Below are 25,304 nucleotides of genomic sequence, written 5' to 3'. Positions count from 1 at the left end.
ACCTCTCTATCCGTTTGTTTTCACGCATTATCCTACGCAAAACCGCTTCGCACTTTTGCTGGAAATGCTCTTAAATCAGGCGGCGGGCAAGGTCACAATGACCGTTAGCCCGCCGCCTTTTGTTTCGAGAAGCTGGACGTCGCCATCCGCCGCATCGGCAACTTCCCGCACGATGGCAAGGCCGAGACCGCTTCCTTCGGCAAGCGTTCCCGGCACACGGTAGAAGCGTTCGAAAACATGTTCGCGTTCTGCAACGGCAATTCCGGGACCGTTATCTTCAACCGTGATACGAACCCGGCTATCCTGACTATCGATGCTCAAGGTCACCATGCCGCCTTGCGGTGTGTAGCTGAGGGCATTGTCCACCAGATTGACGATCATTTCGCGCAGCATCGTACCATCGCCAGAGACGGCGGCATTTGCCGTTTTCAGATCGAAGCCGAGATCGATGTTGCGGTCGAAGGCCTTTCCAGCAAGGCTTTCCAGCACCTGTTTTCCAGCTTCGGCCAGATCGATACGGTCAGCGCGGGGTCGCCTGCTTCCGGGTTCGGCACGTGACAGTGTCAGCAATTGCGCGGCGAGGCGGGAGAGCTGCATGGCCGTATTTTTGAGACTGGTGAGGACTTCGTTTCGCTCATTCTCACTGGTCGTGCGCACGGCAAAACTCGCCTGTGTGGTCAGCGTTGCAATCGGCGTGCGAAGCTGGTGCGCGGCATTCTGGATAAACCGGCGCTGTGCCGACATCTGCTTGCGCACCCGCTCCATATATTGGTTGAGCGCGGTGACCAGCGGTCGCAATTCTGTCTGGACCGTCTCGGGATCAAACGCTTCGAGTTCCGATTTTCGATTGCGCACTTCGTTGCGCAGCCGGATGAGCGGGCGTAACACAAAGCGCAGTCCCAGCAGCGACAGGGCGCCCGCCGCGATGATGAGCAGGGATTGCTGCCATACCGAATGCAACCAGAGATCGCGCTGCATGGCATCATAACCGGCCATGGTCACACCGACGATAACGTCGATTGATTGCGGTAAGTTCGCGGAAGCGGCAACAGGATGGCGCAGAACCACGAGCCGCAACTCGCGGTCACGATAGGTTCCCAGATAATGCTGCGGATCGAAATTGGCCGTTGTCGCAGGCTGCGGCAGATCGGGATAACCGGCCAGCAGGCGGCCATCCGAAGTTTCGACACGATAATAGACGCGATCGCCGTAGCCGGTTGAAAACATTTCCAAGGCGACCGGCGGTATGACTGCATCGATGGCGTCGTGTGACGCTGCTGTCGCTTCGCCAATTGCGCGGGCAGAGGCTGTCAGCATCCGGTCGGAGACGATGCCTGCGATATTTTCCGAGGAGCGCCACGCCGTCCAGAGATTGAGGGCCGCGACAACGATCAGCGGCACGACAATCCACGAGACGAGCTGGGCGCGAAGACTTTGGGACAGTCGGGAGAAAAGCCGGGCCATGTCAGCCCGCGTCGCGCAGAAGATAGCCGAGGCCGCGTAACGTCACGATCTCCGCCTTGCTGCCTTCGAGTTTCTTCCGCAGACGATGAATGTAGATTTCGATGGCGTTCTCGTCCGTCTCGCTGTCAAAATCATAGATGCCCTGAACCAGTGTCGCCTTGCTGACGGTGGTTCCAATCCGGCGCAGAAGCTGCTCCAACACCGCATGTTCCTTGGGGGCAAGCGGCAATGCATCATCCCCGACTGAAAACAGCCGCGTATTGGTGTCGAAGCGCAGAAAACCACAGGTGACGACGGGCGCAGTGCGCTGGCTTGCCCGCCGCAGATGCGCGCGGATACGTGCTTCCAGCTCGCTTAATTCAAAAGGCTTTGCCAGATAATCGTCCGCTCCGGCGTCCAGCCCGCGAATGCGTCCATCGAGGCTCGCATTGGCGGTCAGGATGATGACCGGCACTTCATTACCGCGACTGCGTATCTGCTCCAGCACGTCCAGCCCGGTCTTGTCCGGCAGGCCCAGATCGAGGATGACGAGATTATACTCGGTGAAGGCCAAAGCCTGTTCAGCGTCGGCGGCATCGTGCACCGTATCGACGTTGTAATTCGACTGTTGCAGGCTTTTGGCAAGCCAGCTCGCGAGGGTCAGATTGTCTTCGACAAGCAATATACGCATAAGCGGCGATGATAGAGCACAAGCTGAGAAGTGTGAAACGGTTTTGCGAGAAGATGCGCGTAAAAACAAAATGTTAGAGCACTAACTTGATTCAACCGCGATGAACCTGAACTGATAGGTGGCCTTCACATTATCAAGATCGGGGGCTATAAGCGTTCCGGCTTACCGGATATGAGGATAAGACCTTGAAAATCGGCGTTGTTACCGTTTCTGACCGTGCAAGTCGCGGCGAATATGAGGATCTGAGCGGCCCTGCCATCGAAGCATGGCTGAAGAGCGCAATCGTGACGCCTTATGAAACGGTGAAGCGCGTCATTCCCGACGGAATGGCGTCGGTACGCGATACGCTGATTGCGCTTTGCGATGATGAGGCTTGCGATCTGATCCTGACCACTGGCGGCACAGGACCAAGCCCACGTGATGAAACAACGGAAGCCATGCAGGTTGTGCTGCATAAGGAATTGCCGGGTTTTGGCGAGTTGATGCGCCGCGTCAGTCTGGAACAGACGCCGACGGCCATTCTTTCGCGTCAGACGGCTGGTAGTCGCGGCAAGAGTTTCATTTTGAACCTACCGGGCAAGCCCGCATCCATCGCAATGACCTTGCAGGCGGTCTTTCCCGCTATCCCGTATTGTTTGGATTTGATTGGCGCGGACCGCATTGAAACGGACCCTGCTGTCGTTAAAGCGCACCGTCCCAGCTAAGAAAAACGGTACAGCGATTCCCAATTTGGTCGGGATTCTACATCGCCTTTCGTCCGTTGTCATCACGACGAATTGCGCAACCCTGCTTTGCACTTTTATATGATTTCAACGCTTGCTTTTCCCCGAAACCGCGCTGAATAATAGCGGAAAAAGGGGTATTAAGTGAAGCCATTTGACGAAATGCTCAACCATGGCGGGAATGTCCGGCCACCTTACGAATTTCTTAAACAGTGGCTCGACGGCCAGGATTCTGGCAAGCTTTTGCAGAAATCTCAGGACGCAGAAAGCGTCTTTCGCAAGACGGGCATCACCTTCGCCGTCTATGGCGATCAGGAAGCCGCCGAGCGGCTCATTCCCTTCGATATCATCCCGCGCATTATTTCCGGTCAGGAATGGCGTCGTCTTTCGCAAGGCATCGAACAGCGCGTTATGGCGCTCAACGCCTTCCTCGACGATATTTATCATCGGCAGGAAATCATCAGGGCAGGGCGTATTCCCAAGGAGCTGATCACCAAGAACGAGGCATTCCTGCCCGAGATGATCGGTTTTCGTCCACCCGGCAATGTCTATACGCACATCATCGGCGTCGATATCGTGCGCACGGCGGAAAACCAGTTCTACGTGCTGGAGGATAATGCCCGCACGCCGTCTGGCGTTTCCTACATGCTGGAAAATCGCGAGACGATGATGCAGCTTTTCCCGGAGCTGTTTCAGAATGTGAAGGTGCGTCCGGTTGAGAATTATCCGCAATTGCTGCGCCAGTCCTTGGCCAGTGTCGCGCCTCCCGGTACGCAGGGCGTGCCGACCGTCGCGGTGCTGACGCCCGGCATTTATAATTCCGCCTATTTCGAACATGCGTTTCTTGCTGACCAGATGGGTGTCGAGCTGGTGGAAGGAAGCGATCTGCGAGTGGTCGATGGTCGTGTCGCCATGCGCACGACGCAGGGCTATCGTGCCATCGACGTGCTCTACCGTCGCGTGGACGACGCCTATCTCGACCCGCTGACTTTCCGTCCGGATTCGACACTCGGCGTTGCAGGCATCATGGATGTTTACCGCGCAGGCAATATCACCATTGCCAACGCGCCGGGCACCGGCATTGCGGATGACAAGGCGATCTACTCCTACATGCCGGAAATCATCGAGTTCTATACCGGTCGCAAGGCGATCCTCGAAAACGTGCCGACATGGCGCTGTTCGGAACCGGACAGTCTGGCCTATGTGCTCGACAATCTTGCTGATCTCGTTGTCAAGGAAGTGCATGGTTCCGGCGGCTACGGCATGCTGGTCGGGCCTGCTTCCACCAAGGCGGAACGCGAAGCCTTTGCGAAAAAGCTCAAGGCTCGCCCGCGCAACTATATTGCACAGCCGACGCTGGCGCTTTCCACGACCCCGATCTTTACCGAAAAGGGTCTGGCGCCACGCCATGTCGATCTGCGCCCGTTCGTGCTGGTTTCCGATCGTATCCGCATCACGCCCGGCGGCTTAACCCGTGTGGCGCTGAAGGAAGGATCGCTGGTGGTGAACTCCAGTCAGGGCGGCGGCACCAAGGATACCTGGGTTCTGGACGACTAGAACTTGGTCCATCGTGATTTTGTACGCGCTGAAACCGGCATCAAGACCGGAGCGCGAGGACGGAGCCCAAAAGGCTCAACAAGGGGAATGATTTCATGCTTTTAGGCCGCACGGCAAACGGGCTTTTCTGGATGTTCCGCTACATTGAGCGGGCGGAAAACATGGCTCGCCTGGTGGATGCCGGATTGCGCATGGCGCTGACCAAAACGTCCGATGCCCCGGAGGAATGGTCTTCCGTGGTGGTGTCGGCGGGCGCGAGTCAGGCCTTTTCCGCCAAATATGATGCTTACAATGCTGCGAATGTTGCCGACTTCCTGCTGCGGGACACCAGTAATCCATCAAGCGTGATGTCGTGTTTTGAGACGGCGCGTTCCAATGGGCGTATGGTGCGCACCGCGCTGACGCGCGAAGCGTGGGAAAGCGTCAACGAAGCGTGGATGCTTTTGAAAAAGTCGCTGAGCAAGCCTTTGAAGGAAAGCGACCTGCCGCCACTACTCGACCAGATCAAGCGCGAGACGGCACTGATCCGCGGGGCTTTTCACGGCACTATGTTGCGCAACGAGATTTTCGATTTTGCAGGCCTTGGCACCTTTATAGAGCGCGCCGACAATACGGCGCGCATTCTCGACGTAAAATATTATGTACTTCTGCCGGCCATTTCCTATGTCGGTACGACACTTGATAATTATCAGTGGGAGTCGATCCTGCGCTCTGTTTCGGCGCATCGTTCCTATCGCTGGGTTTATGACGGCGATTATCGCCCCGCACATGTCGCGGATTACCTGATCCTGAACGGGCGCATGCCGCGGTCGCTGAATTATTGCTATCGTAGCATCAACGAGCATCTGGATTTTCTGTCCAAGGACTATGGCAATGATGCCACCTGTCATGAAACAGGGGAGAAAATCTTTTCGACACTGCAAAATCAGGACATAAGTGCAATCTTCGATGTGGGGCTGCACGAATTCCTGACGGACTTCATCAAGTGCAACAACCGGCTCGGCAACGAGATCGCTGAAACCTATAATTTCTATTGAGGTCCTCGCTTGCATCTTAATATCCGGCACGTTTCGCATTACGCTTATGAACATCCGGTGCCCTATGCGGTGCAGCGTTTGCGTTTGCGACCGCCAACCGTGCCGGGACAGGTGGTGAAGCACTGGGAGCTGAAGATCGAGGGCGGCGAGCCGGAAGTCTCTTATGTCGATGGTTTTGGTAACAAGACAGATCTGGTGCAGCACCATCGCAATATCAGCGAGATCATCATTACCGCCAGTGGCAGTATCGAAGTGGAAGATCGCGTCGGCGTGCTCGGGCCTGTCTATGGCTATGCACCATTGTGGCTGTTTGAGCGCGAAACCGAACTGACACTGCCGGGTGAGGGCATTCGCGCGCTGGCAGGCGAACTTTCAACTGGGCATGAGCGGCTTGCGCTGCTTCACGATCTGATGAACCGCGTCCATGGTTCTGTCGCCTATGTGCCCGGCACGACCAGCGTTTTCACCGATGCGGAAACGGCGCTCGGCGCGGGCAAAGGGGTTTGTCAGGACCACAGCCACATCTTCCTGTCAGCTGCACGGCTTCTCGGCATTCCGGCGCGTTATGTCTCCGGCTATCTCATGATGGAGGGCGTGGAAGACCAGACTGCAAGTCATGCCTGGGCGGAAGCGCATGTTGATGGGCTGGGTTGGGTCGGCTTCGATGCCGCCAACAATATTTGCCCGAATGATCGCTATGTGCGTCTGGCTACGGGGCTCGATTATCGCGATGCAGCTCCAATTTCGGGCGTTCGGCTTGGTGGAACGGCTGAAACCCTTGCGGTTCACATCAATGTAGGGCAGTGATCGGACAAGAACGATGATAATGCCTGCCGGATACTGCCGATGACCTATTGCGTTGGAATGAAAACTGATCGTGGCCTTGTGTTCATGTCCGATACCCGGACGAATGCGGGGCTCGATAATATATCCACATTTTCCAAGATGCGGAGCTGGTCGAAGCCCGGCGACCGCGTCATCGTCCTGCTCTCGGCTGGTAATCTTGCCACGACCCAATCCGTCGCCAGCCTTCTCGAAGAGCGGATGAAGGCGCCTGCCGACCGCCACCCGTCGGTATTCGATGCGCCCTCCATGTTTCAGGTCGCGCGGCTGATCGGTGATACGGTCAAGGAAGTGATCCAGAATTCTGCAACGGGTGGCCAGAAGGCGGCAGATGCGTTCGGTGCATCTTTCATTCTGGGTGGGCAAATCAAGGGCGGCCAGCCGCGCCTGTTCTATATCTATCCGGAAGGCAATTTCATCGAAAGCTCGGTCGATACGCCATTCTTCCAGATTGGCGAGAACAAATATGGCAAGCCCATTCTGGTGCGCGCCTATCAGCAGGATATGAGCTTCGAGGAAGCAGTGAAGCTGCTGCTCGTTTCTTTCGATTCCACGCTGAAGGCCAATCTCTCTGTCGGGCTTCCGCTGGACATGCAGATTTACGAAACCGACAGCCTCAAGACGGGCATGCAGCGGCGCTTTGAGGCAACGGATCCCTATTACCAGACGGTATCGGAAAGCTGGTCCGAAGCACTGAAGTCAGCGCTTGTGCAATTGCCGCCATTCAGTTTCGACGATCAGAAATAAGAAATCGCAGTGGTTTAAAAGAGAAGACCGGGCATCGCTGGATGCCCGGTCTTTTTGATTAGTCCTTGGTCACCGTCTGAACGTAGTTGGCGTCGGCGACCATGTTGAAACCATGCACATTCGCGCCGGTCACAGCTGTTTCGATCTGCTGATAAAGGATTGCGAACGGGCTGGTCTCCTGAAACTTCTTCTGAAGATCGTGATACATGGCCTCACGCTTGGCCGTGTCGCGCTCTTCGGCAGCCGCCATGGTTTCAGCCGTCAGTTCCGGAATCTCCCAATGCGCCTGCCAGGCATTGGTGCGCATGGATACGTCTTCACCATTGTTCGGATTGTTGGTGAAGGTCACGGCATTGGTATGCGGGTCCCAATAATCCGGGCCCCAGATACCCAGCGCGAGCTGATGCTTGCGCGCACGCACCTTGGTCGTGGTCAGCTTGCCGTCGCCTTGCAGGATTTCCACGTCAATGCCAGCCTTGCGCATGGTCTGCTGGATGTTTTCCGCAATACCGACGCCGGGTTGCGTGTTGCGGACGTCGAGTGTCACCTTGAAGCCGTCTTTCAGACCGGCTTTGGCCAGTAGTTCCTTGGCCTTGTTGACATCATAGGTGAAAGGCTTGTCGTCCACCGCGCCGAACATGCCAGTTGGCAGGAAGGATTGATGCGCGCGGCCAATACCCTTGATGAGCTGGGCTTCGATGGTGTTGTAATCGATGAGATATTTGATTGCCTGGCGCACTTCCGGCTTGGCCAGTTCAGGCACATTCTGGTTTGCAACGAGATAATAGACGCGTCCCTTCGGAGCCGCGAGTACGTGATATTTGTCGTCCTTGCTCAGCGTTTCCAGATCGCCGGGTTCAAGGTTACGCGCAATATCGATATCGCCTGCCTGCAAGAGCAGACGCTGCGAACTGCCTTCTTTGACGTGACGATAGATGACCCGCTTCATAGCGGGCTTGGCGTCGGCATAATTTTCGTTGCGTTCGAGAAGCAGCACTTCATTGGCGCGCCACTGCTTCAACGCAAATGGGCCAGATCCGGCATAACCCGTCTTCAGCCATTCATAGCCGAAGTCGGTATCGTAAGGATAAGCATCGGTCTTTTCCGCTTTCTGCTCGTGCTCTTTGACCAGCTTGCTGTCCACGATGGATGCAACGCTGGAGGTCAGGCAGTTCAAAACGAAGCTCGGCGCAAACGCTTTTCCAGTCGTAAAGATCAGCGTTTCGTCATCAGGAGCCACGATGTTCTGATCCGCATTGTCGCGCGTCAGGCCGAACTGGCTCAGAATGAACGCCGGGCTCTTGTCGAGCTTGATTGCGCGTTGCAGCGAATAGGCTGCGTCCTGTGCCGTCAACAGGTTGCCGGAGGCGAATTTCAGGCCTTTGCGAATCCTGAAAGTGATCGAGCGGCCATCGTCCGAGAAGGTCCAGCTTTCGGCGATCTGTGGAATGATCTTGGTCGGATCCTTGGTGTCTGTCGTGACCAGGCGCTCATAGGTGCTGGTGAGCACTTCAGAGGTGGTGATTTCGAAAATTTCTGCCGGGTCGAGCGAAATAACGTCATCAATACCCATGGCGATGACCAGTGTATCGGCTGGCGTGGCGGCTTGCACTGCTTTCGGCGCTGCCGACAGCAACAGGCCAAAGGCCAACGCGGCAGGAATTGTGCTGCGCAAAAGACGCTGCGCAAAGCCAGACTGGAGGCTCGTTCTGGAGACGATATCGCCATGGCGACGGTGATTGATGGACAGGATTCCGGTGGTCATGCAATTTCCCCTTCGGTCTCGGCCATCGTTTGGGCCGGACCATGCATAGAAAATGCGCCTCATCTTCCGAGCAGCCGGATGTTCACGACTCGCTCTGGCGCTGCACCATTAGATTCCTATTTGGGGAAGGTTCACAATATAGAGTGCGTCGATCCGGCACTATTGTGCCCGCAAAAAAGAAAAGGCCGGAGAAAATCTCCGGCCCTGTCTCATATTCTGAAATCCGGGATCAGCCGAATACCTTGAAGCGATCGCTATCATCCATGAAGGCTTTTTCGCCGAAAGGCTGTTCGTTGGAGCCGAACGGCATCTGGGCGCGAAGCTTCCACGACGACGGAATATCCCAGGTCTTGGCGACTTCTGCGTCGATCAGCGGGTTGTAGTGCTGCAGGCTCGCGCCGATACCAGCGTCGGAGAGGGCGGTCCAGACCGAATGCTGAGCCATACCACCAGACTGTTCCGACCAGACCGGGAAGTTGTCGGCATAAAGAGCGAACTTTTCCTGAAGGCCCTTCACGACGTTCTGGTCTTCGAAGAACAGAACCGTGCCTGCACCGGCTGCAAAGCTGTCGAGCTTGGCTTCCGACTGTGCGAAGGCATCGGCAGGAACGATCTTACGCAGTTCTTCCTTAGCGATGTTCCACAGCTTGTCGCTTTCAGCGCCAAACAGGATGACTGCACGCGAGCTCTGGGAGTTGAACGACGAAGGCGTATGCTTGACGGCTTCACGGACCAGTTCCGCAACCTGTTCCTTGGCGAGCGGGAGGTTCTTGCCGAGAGCATACTGGGTGCGACGCTTCTTGATGGATGCGAGATGACTATTGTTCATTCGTTCTAATCCTGATGTTGCAGTAGATTGTGAACTTCCTGACGCATCTATTGATGCAGAATGTCCAGAAGTTACATTCATGTCGTGCCCCAAGATATTGGGGTAAAACCCTTCAACGCCAGCCCGTTTTTCAGCGACACACTGTCAACAAATAGGGATTGTGAAGCCGTCATTGTTTCCATATTGGCCAGATAAAGCGGGTGGGAGCCTGTGCGTTTCGGCAAATTTCCCTGCGAAAGCAGGGTTTACATCTTGGGTACGATGTTGGAATCTTATTAAATTAGTGTGATTTTGGGAAGGACGATGGGAGCCGTTCAAAGGGCAAAACCATCGCAAACAGGGATAGGTCACGATAGTTTGAAGTCTTTTGTCATTATCGGCGGCGGCGCGAGCGGCGTCATTCTTGCGGCGCAGTTGCTGGAGCGCTCCCGCGACACGACGGTTCGCATTTTCGAACTGTCGGGCCAGATTGGCAGGGGAATCGCTTATTCCACGGAAAACCCCAGCCATCTTCTCAATGTTCGCGCGAACAATATGAGCGCGTTTCCGAGCAATTCCGATCATTTCCTGAACTGGCTCCAAGCCCGGCAAACAGCAGCAAGCGCGCCAATCGCCAATGAATGGCAGCCGCAGTCTTTTGCGCCACGCAGGCTCTATCGCGATTATCTGAATGAGCTTGTTGGAGACTATCGCACTGGGGACACACCGAGACTGGCTGTCGACCCACGCGAGGTTGTCGATGTCCGTCTGGAAGGCGGCAGGCCTGCCATTGTCGCGGATTCGGGCGAAGTTGTTTCGGCAGATGCGGTTATTGTCGCGACGGGCAATGAAACAGCAATCGCCGTTTCTGGCGCTAATGTCGCCGAATACTGGTCCAGCAAAGGCTATTTCGACATTCCAGCGGATGCGCCGGTCGCGATCTTCGGGACCGGACTGTCCATGGTCGATAGCGTATTGTCGTTGCTCGATCGTGGCCATCGGGGACCGATACACGCAATATCGAGACGTGGACTCGTGCCTGCGCGTCACGTTCCTGTGGAGCCTTTCAAGGTCGATACCGATTCACTGTTTGTCGCTTCCGGCGTTGTCGGCCTGCTGCGTCGCGTTCGTTCGCTGATGCAGGAAGCGGAAAGCTCGGGTTCGAATTGGCGCGCGGTCATGGATGCGTTGCGGCCACATACCCAGCAGATATGGACGCGGCTGCCGGTGGCGCAACGCGAGAGTTTTCTCCGCCATTTGCGTCCCTGGTGGGACACACATCGCCACCGTATGGCACCTGCCGTCGCTGATCGCATCGATGCTGCGCGTGCGTCTGGACAGCTTGAGATTGCTGCCGGGCGGCTTCTTTCAGTGCAGGAAAACGAGGTGGATATGACGATCCGCTATCCCGAACGTCATACCGGTTTGTTTCACAAGCTGAAAATCGCAACAATTATTGATTGCCGTGGCGGCAATGCGCGGTTCTCGACAACCCGCAATCCGGCATTGCTCGGCTTGATGGAGCATGGGCTGGGCAAGCCAGATGCGCTCGATCTCGGTCTGGATGTGACCAAGGATTTCCAGTTGATCAACGCGCGCGGCGAGCCGTCAGGCTCCTTCTTCGCAATTGGTCCGGTCACAAAAGGCGTTTTCTGGGAGTCGACCGCTGTTCCGGATATCCGCGTTCAGGTTGCCAAGCTCGTGGACGCGCTGCTCGAAGGTTGAACCTAAAAAGAATCTTTCAGACGGCACACCTTCGTTTGGTCATTCGCCTGTAAGATAATCGTGGCAAGTTGCCCTTCAAGGTAAGGTTGTAGGGGCAGGCTGGCGGCGAAAGAAAGAGATTCGCATCGCCTTCAACGGTAAAAAAGTCAGAAAATTGCGATAAGCCTCTGATTTGTCCCATATAAACAATCGAAAGCTATTGCCAATATATTGGCGGCCCGGTCATAATAACGACATTGGAATATATGATTCCTCACAACATCTGACCGGAGCATTTCAGTTGCTGCTTGCCTGAGCTGCGCATGCGCTGGATCAGTTGACCCTATGTTTCCAGCAAATGCCTGACGGTTTTGCGCCCGGAAATTAAGACAAAATGGAGCGCATCCCGAAAAGTGTGAACAGCTTTCGGACGAGATGTGTGTGATTATAAAACGTAAGAGCGGATTGGAGGCCTTGGGCGCATGACGATGGACGGCAGAATGCTTTTCCTGCTTGTCCTTCTTCCTTTTATTGGCAGCGTCATCACGGGTCTTTTCAGGGGCGCCGACCGAAGCGGTTCCGCTTGGTTCACGGCAGCTATCGCTCTCGTCGCCTTCATTCTTACAGCCAGCCTTTATCCGATTGTCTCGGACGGGAAGGTCTTGCGCGGTACAGTTGAATGGCTGCCCGCCTATGGTCTCAATGTAACGCTGCGCATGGATGGTTTTGCCTGGCTGTTCGCCATGCTGATTACCGGCATCGGCCTGCTGGTCGTGATTTATGCGCGCTATTACATGTCGCCGGATGATCCGGTGCCGCGCTTCTTCTCTTTCCTATTGTCGTTTATGGGTTCGATGCTCGGCGTCGTTCTGTCCGGCAATATAATCCTGCTCGCCGTCTTCTGGGAACTGACGAGCATCTTCTCGTTCCTGCTCATCGGCTACTGGTATCACAATGCCAGTGCACGCGATGGCGCGCGTATGGCGCTGACGGTTACGGGTATTGGCGGCTTCTGTCTGCTCGCCGGTATGCTGCTGCTCGGCCATATCGTCGGCAGTTATGATCTCGATGTGGTGCTGGCAGCGGGCAACGAGGTTCGCACGCATCCGCTTTATACGGTTGCGCTTGTTTTGATCCTGCTTGCCGCTTTCACCAAAAGCGCGCAGTTTCCGTTCCATTTCTGGCTGCCGAACGCGATGGCAGCGCCGACACCTGTTTCGGCCTATCTCCATTCGGCAACCATGGTGAAGGCAGGTGTGTTTCTGCTCGCCCGTCTGTGGCCGGTGTTGGCCGGAACCGAGGAATGGTTCTGGATACTGGGCTCGGCGGGCCTGATAACCCTTTTGCTGGCAAGCTTCTTTGCCGTGTTCCAGCAGGATCTCAAAGGGCTGCTCGCTTATTCCACGATCAGCAATCTTGGCCTTATTACCGCACTTTTGAGCCTTGGAAGTCCGCTTGCCGCGGTGGCTGCGATCTTCCACATGGTCAACCATGCCATCTTCAAGGCGTCGCTTTTCATGGCGGCGGGCATTATTGACCACGAAACGGGCACGCGCGATATGCGCCGCCTGAGCGGTTTGTTCCGATTAATGCCCTATACGGCGACACTTGCCATGGTGGCGAGCGCCGCCATGGCTGGCGTTCCGCTGTTGAACGGCTTCATTTCCAAGGAAATGTTCTTTGCCGAGGCGGTCGAAACGCATCTGGCATCCTGGCTCGATACGATCACGCCCTATGTGGCGACGCTCGCCAGCATTTTCACGGTGGCCTATTCGATCCGCTTCATCTACTCAACGTTCTTCGGGCCGCCGCCGCACGATTTGCCGCGCGAGCCACATGAGCCGCCGCACTGGATGCGTCGTCCCATCGAGCTTCTGGTGATGCTCTGCCTTTTGATCGGTATCGTTCCCGGCTTGTCGATCGGTCCGTTCCTGCATTCGGCAGTGCGTTCCGTACTGGGTGATGCGACACCGGAATACAGCCTCTCGGTCTGGCATGGTTTCAATCTGCCGCTGACGATGAGTATCATCGCGATGATCGGCGGCGTGTTGCTGCATTGGCTCCTGAAAAACTATCTGGCCACCAGCGAGGACGGTCCCCCACTCTTCCGTCATCTGCAAGGCCAGCGTATTTTCGAGCGTGTTCTGGTGACACTGTCGTGGAACTGGGCGCGTAAGGCGGAAAATTTCCTGAGCACGCGTCGCTTGCAGCCGCAGTTGCGCATCATTGTTGCAGTGGCCGTTGTGGTTGCCGGGTGGCCGTTGATTGAGGGCAGCTTGCGCTCCGGCACTTTGGGCGCGCAGCCGGTCGATCCGATTTTCGCAGGTCTCTGGGCGCTCGGTTGCGCCTGTGCGGTTGGTGCAGCCTATCAGGCCAAGTATCACCGTCTGGCCGCGCTGATACTGCTTGGAGGGGCAGGGCTCATCACCTGCATCACCTTCGTCTGGCTGTCTGCACCCGACCTTGCGGTGACGCAGCTTCTGGTGGAAATCGTCACCACAGTTCTGTTGTTGCTTGGCCTGCGCTGGCTGCCCAAGCGTTGGGAAGACCCAGATCCGATTCCGGTGAAGATCGGCCCGCGTATCCGTCGTTATCGCGATCTTTTGCTGGCTGTTGCCAGTGGCGTCGGCGTTTCGGTTATTGCCTATGCGATGATGACGCGCCCGTCGCCCAACAGCATTGGCGACTATTTCCTGCAGAACGCCTATTCGGGCGGCGGCGGCAAGAATGTCGTGAATGTCATTCTGGTTGATTTCCGCGCTTTCGATACGTTCGGTGAAATTGCCGTTCTCGGCATTGTTGGCCTGACTGTCTTCGCGCTGCTGCGTCGTTTCCGTCCGGCACCGGATTCCACCGGCTCGACTGCGCAGCAGAAGATTCAGGACGCCTATGATGAAGCCATGCCTGATCGCAAGGCAGGTGAAACGCTGAACGATTATCTGGCCGTGCCGTCGGTTATCATGCAGTGGCTGTTCCCGGTGATCATTGTTCTGGCCGTGCATCTGTTCCTGCGTGGGCACGATCTGCCGGGCGGCGGTTTTGCGGCCGGTGTTGCGCTGGCGATTGCCTTCATCCTGCAATATCTGGCTGCCGGAACGCGTTGGGTTGAAGACAGGCTGCGCATTCTGCCGCTGCGCTGGATCGGCATCGGCTTGCTGAGCGCTGCGGCAACCGGCTCCGGCGCGTGGTTGTTCGGCTATCCCTTCCTGACCACATTCTTCCAATATGTGGAGATACCACATGTCGGAAAAATGCCGATGGCAAGCGCCTTGCTGTTCGATTTCGGCGTTTTCACGCTTGTCGTGGGTGCAACCGTCATCGTCCTGATTGCACTGGCGCACCAATCGATCCGTAAACATCGCGTCGAGAAACTCGCCGCAGCGACTGCGAAGGAGGAGAACTGATGGAGCTGGTTCTTGCTCTCGCAATTGGTGTGCTGATGGCGTCCGGCGTCTGGCTGGTGCTGCGCCCGCGCACGTTTCAGGTGGCGATCGGCCTGTCGCTGATCTCTTATGCTGTGAATCTGTTCATCTTTTCGATGGGACGGCTGCGTTCCAACGCGCCGCCGGTTCTGGGTTCCGGCGTTGACGTGCAGGCGGCTCAATATACCGATCCGGTGCCGCAGGCGCTCGTGCTGACGGCAATCGTTATCGGCTTCGCCATGACGGCGCTTTTCCTTGTCGTGCTGCTCGCCTCGCGCGGCCTGACACGCACCGACCATGTCGACGGCAAGGAGAATTGATGATGGATTGGAAATCACACCTCATCGTTGCTCCGATCCTTCTGCCACTGGTAACGGCGGCGGTTCTGCTGTTGATCGACGAGCGCAGCCGCAAGCTGAAGATGACGATCAATTCGCTGTCCACGCTCGGCCTGATCGGCATTGCCTGCACGCTTGTGGGCATGGCGAGCGAAAAAGCGCCGGAAGCAATCGTCTATCTCATCGGCAACTGGCCTGCGCCGTTTGGCATTGTGCTGGTGCTCGACAGGCTGGCGGCGATGATGCTGCTTCTAGCAAGCCTGCTCGGCATGGCCGCGCTCAGCTTCGCGCTGGCGCATTGGCACAAGGCAAGCCCGCATTTCCATACGATCTTCCAGCTCTTGCTGATGGGGCTGAACGGTGCATTCCTGACCGGCGATCTGTTCAACCTGTTCGTCTTCTTCGAGGTCATGCTCGCCGCATCCTACGGTCTGGCGCTGTACGGTTCCGGTCCGGCGCGCGTTAAAGCAGGTCTTCATTACATCGCGGTCAATCTGGTAGCGTCGTCGCTGTTCCTGATCGGCGTGAGCCTGATCTATGGTGTCACCGGCACGCTGAATATGGCTGACCTTGCGCAGAGGATCACGCAGGTTGCGCCAGAAGACCGTATGCTGCTTGAAGCTGGCGCTGCGGTTCTGGGCGTCGCCTTCCTGATCAAAGCGGGCATGTGGCCGCTCAATTTCTGGCTTGCACCGACCTATACTGCAGCCGCAGCGCCTGTTGCCGCGATCTTCGCGATCATGAGCAAGGTCGGCATTTATGTGCTGTTGCGCCTGTCGCCGCTGATGTTCGGCATCGGTGCTGGCTCGTCCTACGGCTTCGGCAATGACTGGCTTTATTTCGGCGGCATGATCACGCTCGCCTTCGGCCTGATTGGCGTGGTCGCGTCGCAGGCCATGGGCAGGCTTGCAAGCTACAGCATTCTTGTTTCCTCGGGCACGCTCTTGGCTGCCATCGGCAGTGGTAATACGGCGATGGCCGGAGCAGCATTGTTCTACATGGTGAGTTCCACGCTGACGATTGCCGCGTTCTTTCTGTTGATCGAGCTCGTCGAGCGCGGACAGGATGCTGCCGCCAACGTTCTCGCGGTGACGATGGAAGCCTATGGCGACGACGAGGAGGAAGAAGAGGAAGAGGAGGTTGGCGCGGTGCTGCCTGCCACTCTTGCCATCCTCGGCACTTTCTTCGCGATCTGCGCCATTCTGCTGATCGGCTTGCCGCCGTTCTCGGGCTTCATTGCCAAGTTTCTGATCCTTGCAGCGGTATTCAACGGGGATGGAACGGCGCCGCAACTGGCCATGCCGGTCAGCCCGGCAAGCTGGGCGCTGATTGCGCTGATCCTGCTGTCCGGACTTTCGGCACTCATCGCCATGACACGTACGGGCATCCGCACCTTCTGGGCGTCGCTCGAAGGCAATGTGCCGCGTGTTCTGGTGCGGGAAGTGGTGCCGATTGCCGGGCTGCTGGCGCTGTGCCTTGCGCTGACAATCGCTGCCGGTCCCGCCATGCGCTATATGGACGAAACGGCGCGTTCGCTGCACCATCCGTCCGATTATATCGACAGTGTTCTCAAAGCTCCCAAGGTTGAGCACGAAGCGGCCAGGGTAACGGGCGTGCAAGCGGCGGAGGTAGAATGAGAAAAATCCTGCCATATCCGCTTCTGTTCGCGTCACTGCTTCTGTTCTGGCTGCTGCTGAATGGCTTTACCCCCGCGCAACTCATTCTTGGCCTGGTCATCGCGCTGTTCGCTTGCCAGATCATGACGGCGCTTCAACCACAGAAAAATCATATTCGGTCGATCCCGACGATGCTCCGGCTTTTCGTCACTTTCAGCCTTGATATTCTGAGTTCGAACATCACAGTGGCGCGTATCATTCTGTCTGGAAGAAAGCGCCGCCCCGGTTTTGTGGTTATCCCGCTGGAGCTGGAAAATCGCACGGCGCTGGCGGTTCTCGCCTGCGTGGTGACGGCGACTCCCGGCACAGCCTGGGTGGATCATCACAGCGCGCGCCGCGAACTGACTATTCATGTGCTGGACCTTGAAGAAGCGCAGGTCTGGCGCGATCTGATCAAGCAGAAATACGAGAAGCCGCTGATTACGATTTTCGGGGCCGGAGACGTCGTCGAGAAGGAGAAATCCGCATGAGTGCCGTTATTATCTTCTGGTCTCTGCTCGCCGCGCAACTGATGCTGATCGCCGCCATGGGATGCGCTGTATATCGCCTGCTTATTGGCCCAAGGGCGCAGGACCGCGTGCTCGCCACCGACGCCCTTTATCTAAATGCCTTGCTGCTGTTGATCACCTTCGGCATTCGCACCGGCAGCGACATCTATTTCGAAGCGGCGCTGATCATTGCGTTGCTTGGTTTCGTTGCTACCGTCGCGCTCGCCAAATTCCTGATGCGCGGGGAGGTGATCGAATGATCCATGCAGCCGAAATCCCGCTTTGGGCCGCCATCCTCATTTCGTTTTTTCTCGTCGCCGGTGCTTTCCTGACTCTCGTCGGATGCATTGGCCTTGTGCGTTTCAAAACCTTTTATGAACGCATCCACGCGCCGACAATCGGCTCTTCTTTCGGGGCTGGCGGAATCTTGATCGCTTCGATCATATTTTTCTCCATCTTGCAATCGAAGCCGATTCTGCATGAAGTATTGATTACCGTCTTTGTGGTCATCACAACGCCGGTGACGCTCATGCTGCTCAGCCGCGCCGTGATCCATCGCGACACGACGCAGGACAGCAAGGAGTTGCCTTCATCTTCCGACCCCGATTGAGGCCGGCAGACATCATGCTTGAGGGTGCGGAAGGGGCGTTATAGGCTTTTCCGCAGTGCAGAACGGGGAAAATCAGCGGCTTCTTTCAGAAGGGGCCGTCATCGTTTTTCGGACGAACGGACTGAGCTTTTTCGGATTCACTTAAAGACTCATATCCTCTTGTTCGGCCACGATATTCGCTCTTTCCCGAATCTGAAGCGTATTGCCTGCGGCCTGTTGGGTCCGGAAGGAGCGGCCGATGGCATTTGGAGGAGTGCTGTGGGCTGCGGCCAATTGTCCGGATGCGACGCATAGACGGTCAGGCGGATTGAAGGTTTTCATCATTTAGATTATCTGGATTTCAGTAATTTCTGAAAGTTCAGAAAATACGGGAGAGAGAATTTTGGAATTGTCGCCAATCGTTCAGTCGTTCGTGCTCCACTTTGGAGAGATGGGCAGCCGTTGGGGCATCAACCGCACAGTGGGGCAGATATACGCGCTGCTTTATCTGTCGCCTCAACCCATGTGCGCCGACGAGATCGTCGACGCGCTTGGCGTGTCACGCTCGAATGTCTCCATGGGCATACGCGAACTGCAGGGCTGGAACCTTGTGCTTCTGAAGCACATTCCCGGCGACCGTCGCGATTTCTTCACGACGCCGGATGATGTCTGGCAGATCCTGCGCACGCTCGCTGAAGAGCGCAAGAAGCGCGAGATTGATCCGACCTTGTCCGTTCTGCGCGAAGTGCTGATGGAAGCGCCGCAGGACGACGGTGACCGTTATGCGCAGGAGCGCATGAAAGACATGTACAGCCTGATCGAGCGGCTGACCAACTGGTACGACGACGTGAAGAAGCTCGATACTGACCGTCTGACTAGCCTGCTGGCGCTCGGCGCCAAGGTTACCCGCTTCCTCGAAACCACTGACAGGATCGTTGCTTTGGGGCGCGGGCGAACATCGGCCAAGAAGGAGCCTAAGCGAGATTGACATCTGATGTCCCCCAAACGGAGCAACTGGCGGAAGATCTGACGCCAGACGACGGAAAGGCGACAGGCGGCAAATACCGCTCCAGTCCTTCCAGGCGTCGTTCTGAGCGTCGGCCAGTTCCGGCCATGCTCCGGCGGGGGGCAAATCTTCAGGCACTGGCAGCGCTTCTGTGGCTGCCGCAGGCAGGACTGATTGCCTATGCCATCGGATGTCTCGCCGATACGGGTTTCGACAACAGAATTTATTATGCGGCGCTTGGCATATTCTTGCTGGGTTGCCTGCGCAGTCTGATCGACGGTGCTGGTGCAGCCAAGGCATTCGACGCCGCTCGCGCCGAACTGACAGCATTGCGCGAACGGGCTTTCGCAGCACTTTCCAACCGTTCTCCGCTCGATACAGCCCGGCCATCGTCGGGCGAGGCAGCGAGCATTCTCGCCGAACAGGCGGAAATGGTTGTGCCCTATCTTTCTCGTTTCGTGCCGGTGCGCATCCGGGTCATGCTGGTGCCGCTGGCGATCCTGCTGGCCGTCTTCTGGTTTTCGTGGGCGGCAGCACTGGTGTTGCTGGTTGCAGCACCTCTGATCCCGATTTTCATGGCGCTGATTGGCTGGCGCGCGAAAGCCGCGAGTGAGAAGCAGCTTGTAGCGCTTGGCGGGATGAATGGTTTTCTGTTGGACCGCCTGCGCGGTTTGACCACCATCCGCAGTTTTCACGCCGTGGATGCGACCGCCACGCGGCTGCGTGATAATGCTGAGACCCTTCGCACAAAGACAATGAAAGTTCTGCGGATTGCATTCCTGTCTTCCGCCGTACTGGAGCTTTTTGCAGCACTTGGCGTAGCCATGGTGGCCGTTTATATCGGCTTTCACCTGCTCGGCACCTTGCAGTTTGGCGCATGGGGACACCAGCTGACGCTCGGCGAAGGCTTGTTTATCCTGCTTCTGTCGCCGGCCTTCTTTGAACCGCTGCGCGACCTTTCCTCCGTCTGGCATGACCGTGCATCTGGCGAAGCCGCCATTGATGCGTTGGAAAAGCTCAGCCGTCATTCCATGCCGGTTGTCGGCAGCAGCAGCGTCACTGCGGGCGAACCGGAGGAAACGGGCCCCTCCGTTCAATTGCACGATATCGGTTTTCAATATCCGGCTGGGCCTTCGGTTTTGACGGATTTCAACCTGACAATCGAGGCTGGCGAACATGTCGCTCTGCTTGCACCGAGCGGTTACGGCAAGTCCACTATTCTGGCGCTGATTGCCGGATTGGCTGCACCACAGAATGGCGCGATACGGATTGGCGGCACGAACATGACGCCGGAAAATGCGACGGTCTTGCGCCAGCGTATGAGCTGGGTCGGGCAAAGGCCCCATATTTTTGCAGGCTCGGCACGGCACAATATCACGCTCGGGCGAGAAGCCGCTGCCAGACCGACTGCCGCGATCATCGATGATATGGCGCTGGCACATGTCACTGGTGTCACCGGCAATGGCGTTATCGGTGAAAACGGGGCCGGGCTTTCGGGCGGTGAAGCCTTGCGGCTTGCGCTGGCTCGCATCGCGGTTGATCCCAAAGCCGATATTATTCTTGCCGATGAGCCGACGGCCCATCTCGACCAAGAGACGGCAACGCATATTGCCGACAGTCTGTTGCGGCTGGCCAAAGGCAAGACCCTGATTGTCGCCACCCATGATGAGGGACTGGCGCGCCGGATGGATCGCATCATACGCTTGGATTCGTGTCAGGATACGGATCCCTTGTGGCAAAGGAGGGCAGCCGAATGAACGGTCTGCAAGCGCTCCGCCCAATCCTGCGCCTGTTCTTCAGAACAAAGGCCTCGGCTCTTTACGCTGGTATAGCAGCCGCGACGGTGACTGTTCTGGCCGGTATCGCGCTGCTTGGCCTCTCTGGCTGGTTCATTACGGCAACGGCAATTGCAGGCCTGAGTGTTGCAACCGCCATTGTGTTCGATGTTTTTGCACCGGCTGCCGGTATTCGGTTTCTGGCAATCGTGCGTACGGGTGCCCGTTATCTTGAACGTCTGGTGACCCACGATGCGACGCTCGCCATTCTGGCCGCGTTGCGCGAAAAGCTGTTTCGCAGCTGGGCGAAACCCGCTGCAGCCAATGCACTTTTGCAGCGCCCTGCGCGACTTCTGTTCCGGCTGACTGCCGATATCGACGCGCTGGATTCGCTTTATCTGCGTGTTGTCGTGCCGATTGGTGCGGCACTTGCAACCGCATTGGTTGCAGGGCTAGCGCTTGCGCTGATGCATCCGCTATTCGGGCTCGCTGTTGCACTTGTGCTTTTGATCGTCGGCTTGAGCCTGCCGCTATTGGCTGCGCGGCGTTCGGAAAAACCGATGCGCAGACGCGCCAAGGGCACCGAGGCGTTGCGCGCCCGCACGATCGATCTGGTTGCGGGCCAGACGGAATTGCTCATGGCTGGGCGGATGCAGGCGCAAAACGATGCGCTTATCCGGGCAGATCGTTATGTGGCTGCGGCTGACCGTACGCTCAACCGGGTCGAGATCAGAACCGGTGCGGGTCTCGGTGTGGCGCATGCTGCACTTTTGGCTGGCGGCCTGATCGGCGCTGGCTGGCTTGTTCAGTCCGGGACGATCGGCGCTCCGGTCGCCGCCTTGGCGATGCTGGTTATTCTCGGCGCAATGGAACCATTTGCAGCGCTGCGGCGCGGCGCGATGGAACTGGGGCGCACCATTCTGGCTGCACGACGCGTTGGGCCGCAATTGCGCGACGATGCAGTGATAGCCGGTCTACCCACACCGCCGGATGGCATGGCTGTGGAGCTTCGTAATCTCTCTGTCCGCCATGAAGACGCAGCCGTCGATGCCTTGAAGGCGATCAACCTCACCGTCGAAGCGGGCGAGCGCGTCGCCATTGTCGGAACCAGCGGCGCGGGCAAGTCGACCCTGTTCAACCTGCTCGCAGGCGAAATCGCGCCGACAGACGGCAGCGCAGAAGCGTTGGCCAGCAGTTTGCTGACCCAGCGCACGGAACTGTTTCAGGATAGCCTTCGCGATAATCTGCGGCTGGCCAAGCCGGATGCAGACGACACAACGCTGATGCAGGCTTTGCGCACAGCCGGTCTTGCAGACTTCGTCGAGACGCTGCCAGCAGCCCTCGACACGATGCTGGGCGAGGGCGGCCTGGGATTGTCCGGCGGGCAGGCGCGACGTCTGGCTCTGGCCCGCCTTTTCCTGAGCGAATCGTCCTTGTGGCTTCTCGATGAACCGACCGAAGGGCTGGATGCGAATACCGCTGAAGACGTGCTGAATCGGCTGCGGGCGCAGGCGGGCGGGCACACGCTGCTGGTTGCAACACATATCCAGCGCGAAGCGCGGATTTGCGACCGGATCATTGTTTTAAATCAAGGCGCTCTCGTTGAGTCTGTGTGCATGAGTGACCAGCGCTTCGGTGAGATACTCAATACCATGAGGTAAGTCGGGCGGGCGAAGGTCCATCTATCAGGGGCTTTGCCAACACTAGAGAATGGAAACGACGGGCGGTTTTATGCCGTCTTCGTTTCAAACGGACCATGTCATGACGGTCCGTTACATGAAGGCGCGTCGCGTCTGCCAATTTATGCGGCGTGCAATACTAACTCGTTTTGGTCGCATTCTGCGATGCCGGGGATTTTTCCGGTCGCGAATGCTCTAGGAGGGCCGGGGATTTCCGGCTGAAAAAGATGGAACTCGATATTGTCTCCCTGTCGCGATTGCAATTTGCAATCACGGCACTTTATCACTTCCTCTTCGTACCTCTGACGTTGGGTCTTTCCGTGCTGCTGGCCATCATGGAAACCGTTTATGTGATGACGGGGCGACTCATCTGGCGACAGATGACGAAATTCTGGGGTACTCTGTTTGGCATCAACTTCGCGATTGGTGTCGCGACGGGTATTGTGATGGAATTCCAGTTCGGTATGAACTGGAGCTATTACAGCCATTATGTGGGCGATATTTTCGGCGCCCCGCTCGCCATTGAGGGCCTGATGGCCTTTTTCCTTGAGGCGACCTTCGTTGGTCTGTTCTTCTTCGGTTGGGACCGTCTTTCCAAGGTCGGCCACCTGATCGCGACCTATGCGGTTGCGGCAGGTTCGAACTTTTCGGCTCTGTGGATTCTCATCGCCAATGGCTGGATGCAGAACCCGGTCGGATCGGCGTTCAATCCCGAAACCATGCGCATGGAAATCACCGATTTCTTCGCGGTTCTGATGAACCCGGTGGCGCAGGCCAAATTCGTGCATACGGTTTCGGCAGGTTACGCAACCGCCTCGATCTTCGTTCTGGGCGTTTCCGCCTGGTATCTGCTGAAGGGGCGCTCGGTCGAACTCGCCAAGCGTTCGATGACGGTTGCTGCTTCCTTCGGTCTGGCCGCTTCGCTTTCGGTCGTCGTTCTTGGCGATGAAAGCGGCTATCTGGCCAATGAACACCAGAAGATGAAGATCGCTGCTATCGAAGCAATGTGGGAAACAGAGCCTGCACCAGCCTCGTTTACAGTCTTCGGCTTCCCAAACCAGGAAGCACGCGAAACCCACTTCGCCGTGCACATTCCGTGGGTCATGGGTCTGATCGGCACACGTTCGCTGACCACGCCGATCCAGGGAATCAACGATCTGGTCGAAAATGCAGAGAATCATATCCGCAACGGTATCGTCGCCTATGATGCGTTGCAGAAAATTCGCGCCGCTGGCGATACGGGCGCTGTACCGCAGGATGTGAAGGACGTTTTCGCCGATAACAGCCAATGGCTGGGCTACGCGCTCCTTCTGAAGCGCTATGTGGACGATCCGCGCAATGCTACCGACGAACAGATTGCCAAAGCCGCGAATGACACCGTTCCGGGGGTTCTTCCGTTGTTCTGGGCATTCCGCATCATGGTGGCCATCGGGTTCTTCCTGATCCTGCTGACCGGAACGTTCTTTGTCCTGTCGGCGCGGCGCAAGCTGGATCAGCATCGCTTCCTGCTCAAAATTGCGGTCTTTGCAATTCCGCTGCCATGGATTGCCGCAGAAATGGGCTGGATTGTCGCTGAATTCGGACGTCAGCCCTGGATTATCGAGGGTATTTTGCCAACTGCGGTTGGTGTCTCCAATCTCGGTGCATCGACGGTTCTGCTCACCATCATTGGCTTTGTCGCGATCTATACGGTCCTGTTCATCATCGAAATGGGCCTGATGATACGCGCTATCAAAGCCGGACCGGAACCCGACAGCAAACCTGAAGCCATGCTTGCACCTGCCAGCATTGCGCCAGCGGAGTAAGGACCATGATACTCAGCGAATTGTTGGACTATGAAACCCTTCGCATCATCTGGTGGGTACTGCTCGGCGTGTTGCTGATCGGCTTTGCCGCGATGGACGGGTTTGATCTGGGCGTAGATATCCTGATGCCGCTTGTTGGCAAAACAGATGTGGAACGCCGCGTTATCATCAACACGATCGGCCCGGTCTGGGAAGGCAATCAGGTTTGGCTGGTTCTTGGCGGCGGCGCGATTTTCGCCGCCTGGCCACCGCTTTATGCCGTGTCCTTCTCCGGTTTCTATCTGGCGATGTTCGTCATTCTCTTTGCCCTCATTCTGCGCCCGGTCGGTTTCAAATACCGCTCGAAGCGTGAGGGCAGGGCTTGGCGTCGGGGTTGGGATATTGCCTTGTTCATCGGCGGCTTTGTACCGGCGCTAATCTTCGGCGTTGCCGTTGGTAACGTGTTGCAGGGCGTTCCTTTCCGGCTCGCCGATGATCTGCAGATCTTCTATGAAGGTACGTTCTTCGGCCTGCTCAACCCGTTTGCTCTTATTTGTGGCGTGTTGTCGGTCACCATGCTTTCCATGCATGGGGCCTCCTGGCTGGTCCTGAAGACATCGGGAGAAATTCAGCAGAGAGCACGGCGTTATGGCAGCATTGCTGCACTTCTGACGCTCGTTCTCTATGCTCTGGCGGGCGTTGCCAGCTGGTTCTGGGTGTCCGGTTACAGGATTACGAGCGCTGTCGTCACCGATGGGCCGTCCAATCCGCTGCGCAAGACTGTGGAACTGGATCACAGCGCATGGTTCAGCAATTATGCTAACTATCCGATCCTGCTGATTGCTCCGGCACTTGGCATTCTGGGCGCGATTGCAGTGTTTCTGACACTGCGTGGCGGTCGTGAAGTCGCCCCGCTTCTGCTGGGCAAGCTTACGATCTTCGGTATCATCTCATCGGTCGGTGTCTCGATGTTCCCGTTCATTCTGCCGTCTTCGCTCGATCCCCGGGCAAGCCTGACGGTTTGGGATTCGTCTTCCAGTCATATGACGCTGTTCATCATGCTGGTGGTGACCCTGATCTTCCTGCCGATCATCGTTGCCTACACCTCCTGGGTCTACAGAGTGCTGTGGGGCAAGGTGGAAAAGGAAATGATCGAGGACGAGAGCAACCACGCTTATTGATTTGGCTGCGAGCGGCTTTGTCCGTCCGCGCCTTTCAATCCAAGAAAGG

21 protein-coding genes are annotated in these 25,304 nt (G+C 57.0%); 17 read left to right on the top strand and 4 right to left on the bottom strand.

What is annotated here, in order from left to right:
• Positions 1-75 precede the first annotated feature (75 nt).
• Entirely contained in the window at positions 76-1,464 is a 1,389-nt protein-coding gene (locus FHW03_RS10245) for a sensor histidine kinase (RefSeq protein ID WP_182520538.1), read from the bottom strand.
• A 1-nt stretch (position 1,465) separates the two neighbouring features.
• Positions 1,466-2,134 carry a response regulator transcription factor gene (locus FHW03_RS10240; RefSeq protein WP_182520537.1) on the bottom strand — a complete coding sequence of 223 codons (669 nt, stop codon included), beginning with the start codon at positions 2,132-2,134 and terminating at the stop codon, positions 1,466-1,468.
• A 185-nt stretch (positions 2,135-2,319) separates the two neighbouring features.
• On the opposite strand from FHW03_RS10240, the gene mog reads away from it, so the two are divergent.
• From mog to FHW03_RS10215, 5 genes are all read left to right on the top strand, one after another.
• Entirely contained in the window at positions 2,320-2,838 is a 519-nt protein-coding gene (gene mog / locus FHW03_RS10235) for a molybdopterin adenylyltransferase (RefSeq protein WP_182520536.1), read from the top strand.
• 162 nt (positions 2,839-3,000) lie between these two features.
• Positions 3,001-4,413, top strand: a complete 1,413-nt coding sequence (locus tag FHW03_RS10230) for a circularly permuted type 2 ATP-grasp protein (RefSeq protein WP_182520535.1) — start codon at positions 3,001-3,003, stop codon at positions 4,411-4,413.
• A 95-nt stretch (positions 4,414-4,508) separates the two neighbouring features.
• Positions 4,509-5,450 (top strand): alpha-E domain-containing protein, encoded by a 942-nt coding sequence (locus FHW03_RS10225; RefSeq protein ID WP_182520534.1) that lies wholly within the window; start codon positions 4,509-4,511, stop codon positions 5,448-5,450.
• 9 nt (positions 5,451-5,459) lie between these two features.
• Positions 5,460-6,257 (top strand): transglutaminase family protein, encoded by a 798-nt coding sequence (locus FHW03_RS10220; protein WP_182520533.1) that lies wholly within the window; start codon positions 5,460-5,462, stop codon positions 6,255-6,257.
• Positions 6,258-6,296: 39 nt separating this feature from the next.
• On the top strand, positions 6,297-7,040 hold the full coding sequence (locus FHW03_RS10215) for a proteasome-type protease (protein WP_078337019.1): 744 nt from the start codon (positions 6,297-6,299) through the stop codon (positions 7,038-7,040).
• Positions 7,041-7,098: 58 nt separating this feature from the next.
• Here the strand turns inward: FHW03_RS10215 and FHW03_RS10210 are convergent, their stop codons facing one another.
• Both FHW03_RS10210 and FHW03_RS10205 read right to left on the bottom strand, forming a co-directional pair.
• Positions 7,099-8,805 (bottom strand): ABC transporter substrate-binding protein, encoded by a 1,707-nt coding sequence (locus tag FHW03_RS10210; RefSeq protein ID WP_377514558.1) that lies wholly within the window; start codon positions 8,803-8,805, stop codon positions 7,099-7,101.
• 229 nt (positions 8,806-9,034) lie between these two features.
• Positions 9,035-9,634 carry a nitroreductase family protein gene (locus tag FHW03_RS10205; RefSeq protein WP_182520532.1) on the bottom strand — a complete coding sequence of 200 codons (600 nt, stop codon included), beginning with the start codon at positions 9,632-9,634 and terminating at the stop codon, positions 9,035-9,037.
• A gap of 357 nt (positions 9,635-9,991) precedes the next feature.
• Here FHW03_RS10205 and FHW03_RS10200 point away from each other — a divergent pair, with 357 nt between their 5' ends.
• From FHW03_RS10200 to cydB, 12 genes are all read left to right on the top strand, one after another.
• Positions 9,992-11,338 carry an FAD/NAD(P)-binding protein gene (locus tag FHW03_RS10200; RefSeq protein WP_182520531.1) on the top strand — a complete coding sequence of 449 codons (1,347 nt, stop codon included), beginning with the start codon at positions 9,992-9,994 and terminating at the stop codon, positions 11,336-11,338.
• Positions 11,339-11,799: 461 nt separating this feature from the next.
• Positions 11,800-14,721 (top strand): monovalent cation/H+ antiporter subunit A, encoded by a 2,922-nt coding sequence (locus FHW03_RS10195; protein ID WP_182520530.1) that lies wholly within the window; start codon positions 11,800-11,802, stop codon positions 14,719-14,721.
• Complete coding sequence (locus tag FHW03_RS10190; protein ID WP_182520529.1) at positions 14,721-15,059, top strand: Na+/H+ antiporter subunit C; 339 nt, start codon at positions 14,721-14,723, stop codon at positions 15,057-15,059. Before FHW03_RS10195 ends, FHW03_RS10190 begins: the two co-directional genes overlap by 1 nt.
• A gap of 2 nt (positions 15,060-15,061) precedes the next feature.
• A complete protein-coding gene (locus FHW03_RS10185) occupies positions 15,062-16,714 on the top strand; it encodes a monovalent cation/H+ antiporter subunit D (protein ID WP_182520830.1) in 1,653 nt (550 codons plus the stop codon).
• A complete protein-coding gene (locus FHW03_RS10180; protein ID WP_182520528.1) occupies positions 16,711-17,223 on the top strand; it encodes a Na+/H+ antiporter subunit E in 513 nt (170 codons plus the stop codon). The genes FHW03_RS10185 and FHW03_RS10180 overlap by 4 nt, the downstream gene beginning before the upstream one ends.
• Positions 17,220-17,501, top strand: coding sequence for a K+/H+ antiporter subunit F (locus tag FHW03_RS10175; protein ID WP_182520527.1), 282 nt, complete (start codon positions 17,220-17,222; stop codon positions 17,499-17,501). The genes FHW03_RS10180 and FHW03_RS10175 overlap by 4 nt, the downstream gene beginning before the upstream one ends.
• Positions 17,498-17,851, top strand: a complete 354-nt coding sequence (gene mnhG, locus FHW03_RS10170; RefSeq protein ID WP_078337010.1) for a monovalent cation/H(+) antiporter subunit G — start codon at positions 17,498-17,500, stop codon at positions 17,849-17,851. The genes FHW03_RS10175 and mnhG overlap by 4 nt, the downstream gene beginning before the upstream one ends.
• Positions 17,852-18,233: 382 nt before the next feature.
• A complete protein-coding gene (locus FHW03_RS10165; protein WP_171058827.1) occupies positions 18,234-18,818 on the top strand; it encodes a GbsR/MarR family transcriptional regulator in 585 nt (194 codons plus the stop codon).
• A complete protein-coding gene (cydD, locus tag FHW03_RS10160) occupies positions 18,815-20,593 on the top strand; it encodes a thiol reductant ABC exporter subunit CydD (RefSeq protein ID WP_182520526.1) in 1,779 nt (592 codons plus the stop codon). The genes FHW03_RS10165 and cydD overlap by 4 nt, the downstream gene beginning before the upstream one ends.
• On the top strand, positions 20,590-22,272 hold the full coding sequence (cydC, locus tag FHW03_RS10155) for a thiol reductant ABC exporter subunit CydC (RefSeq protein ID WP_182520525.1): 1,683 nt from the start codon (positions 20,590-20,592) through the stop codon (positions 22,270-22,272). The genes cydD and cydC overlap by 4 nt, the downstream gene beginning before the upstream one ends.
• Positions 22,273-22,517: 245 nt before the next feature.
• On the top strand, positions 22,518-24,095 hold the full coding sequence (locus FHW03_RS10150; protein WP_182520524.1) for a cytochrome ubiquinol oxidase subunit I: 1,578 nt from the start codon (positions 22,518-22,520) through the stop codon (positions 24,093-24,095).
• A gap of 5 nt (positions 24,096-24,100) precedes the next feature.
• Positions 24,101-25,255 carry a cytochrome d ubiquinol oxidase subunit II gene (cydB, locus tag FHW03_RS10145; RefSeq protein WP_182520523.1) on the top strand — a complete coding sequence of 385 codons (1,155 nt, stop codon included), beginning with the start codon at positions 24,101-24,103 and terminating at the stop codon, positions 25,253-25,255.
• The last annotated feature ends 49 nt before the right edge of the window (positions 25,256-25,304 follow it).

The organism is Ochrobactrum sp. RH2CCR150, assembly GCA_014138095.1.
Classification (GTDB): Bacteria; Pseudomonadota; Alphaproteobacteria; order Rhizobiales; family Rhizobiaceae; genus Brucella; species Brucella gambitense.
This window is presented reverse-complemented; position numbering and strand designations above follow the sequence as displayed.

Coding starts and splice junctions, on each gene's coding strand:
- FHW03_RS10175 (WP_182520527.1), top strand. CDS start 17,220: ATGAGTGCCGTTATTATCTTCTGGTCTCTGCTCGCCGCGCAACTGATG.
- FHW03_RS10190 (WP_182520529.1), top strand. CDS start 14,721: ATGGAGCTGGTTCTTGCTCTCGCAATTGGTGTGCTGATGGCGTCCGGC.
- FHW03_RS10245 (WP_182520538.1), bottom strand. CDS start 1,464: ATGGCCCGGCTTTTCTCCCGACTGTCCCAAAGTCTTCGCGCCCAGCTC.
- FHW03_RS10180 (WP_182520528.1), top strand. CDS start 16,711: ATGAGAAAAATCCTGCCATATCCGCTTCTGTTCGCGTCACTGCTTCTG.
- FHW03_RS10185 (WP_182520830.1), top strand. CDS start 15,062: ATGGATTGGAAATCACACCTCATCGTTGCTCCGATCCTTCTGCCACTG.
- cydB (WP_182520523.1), top strand. CDS start 24,101: ATGATACTCAGCGAATTGTTGGACTATGAAACCCTTCGCATCATCTGG.
- FHW03_RS10210 (WP_377514558.1), bottom strand. CDS start 8,805: ATGACCACCGGAATCCTGTCCATCAATCACCGTCGCCATGGCGATATC.
- FHW03_RS10195 (WP_182520530.1), top strand. CDS start 11,800: ATGACGATGGACGGCAGAATGCTTTTCCTGCTTGTCCTTCTTCCTTTT.
- mnhG (WP_078337010.1), top strand. CDS start 17,498: ATGATCCATGCAGCCGAAATCCCGCTTTGGGCCGCCATCCTCATTTCG.
- FHW03_RS10225 (WP_182520534.1), top strand. CDS start 4,509: ATGCTTTTAGGCCGCACGGCAAACGGGCTTTTCTGGATGTTCCGCTAC.
- cydC (WP_182520525.1), top strand. CDS start 20,590: ATGAACGGTCTGCAAGCGCTCCGCCCAATCCTGCGCCTGTTCTTCAGA.
- FHW03_RS10240 (WP_182520537.1), bottom strand. CDS start 2,134: ATGCGTATATTGCTTGTCGAAGACAATCTGACCCTCGCGAGCTGGCTT.
- FHW03_RS10205 (WP_182520532.1), bottom strand. CDS start 9,634: ATGAACAATAGTCATCTCGCATCCATCAAGAAGCGTCGCACCCAGTAT.
- FHW03_RS10215 (WP_078337019.1), top strand. CDS start 6,297: ATGACCTATTGCGTTGGAATGAAAACTGATCGTGGCCTTGTGTTCATG.
- FHW03_RS10150 (WP_182520524.1), top strand. CDS start 22,518: ATGGAACTCGATATTGTCTCCCTGTCGCGATTGCAATTTGCAATCACG.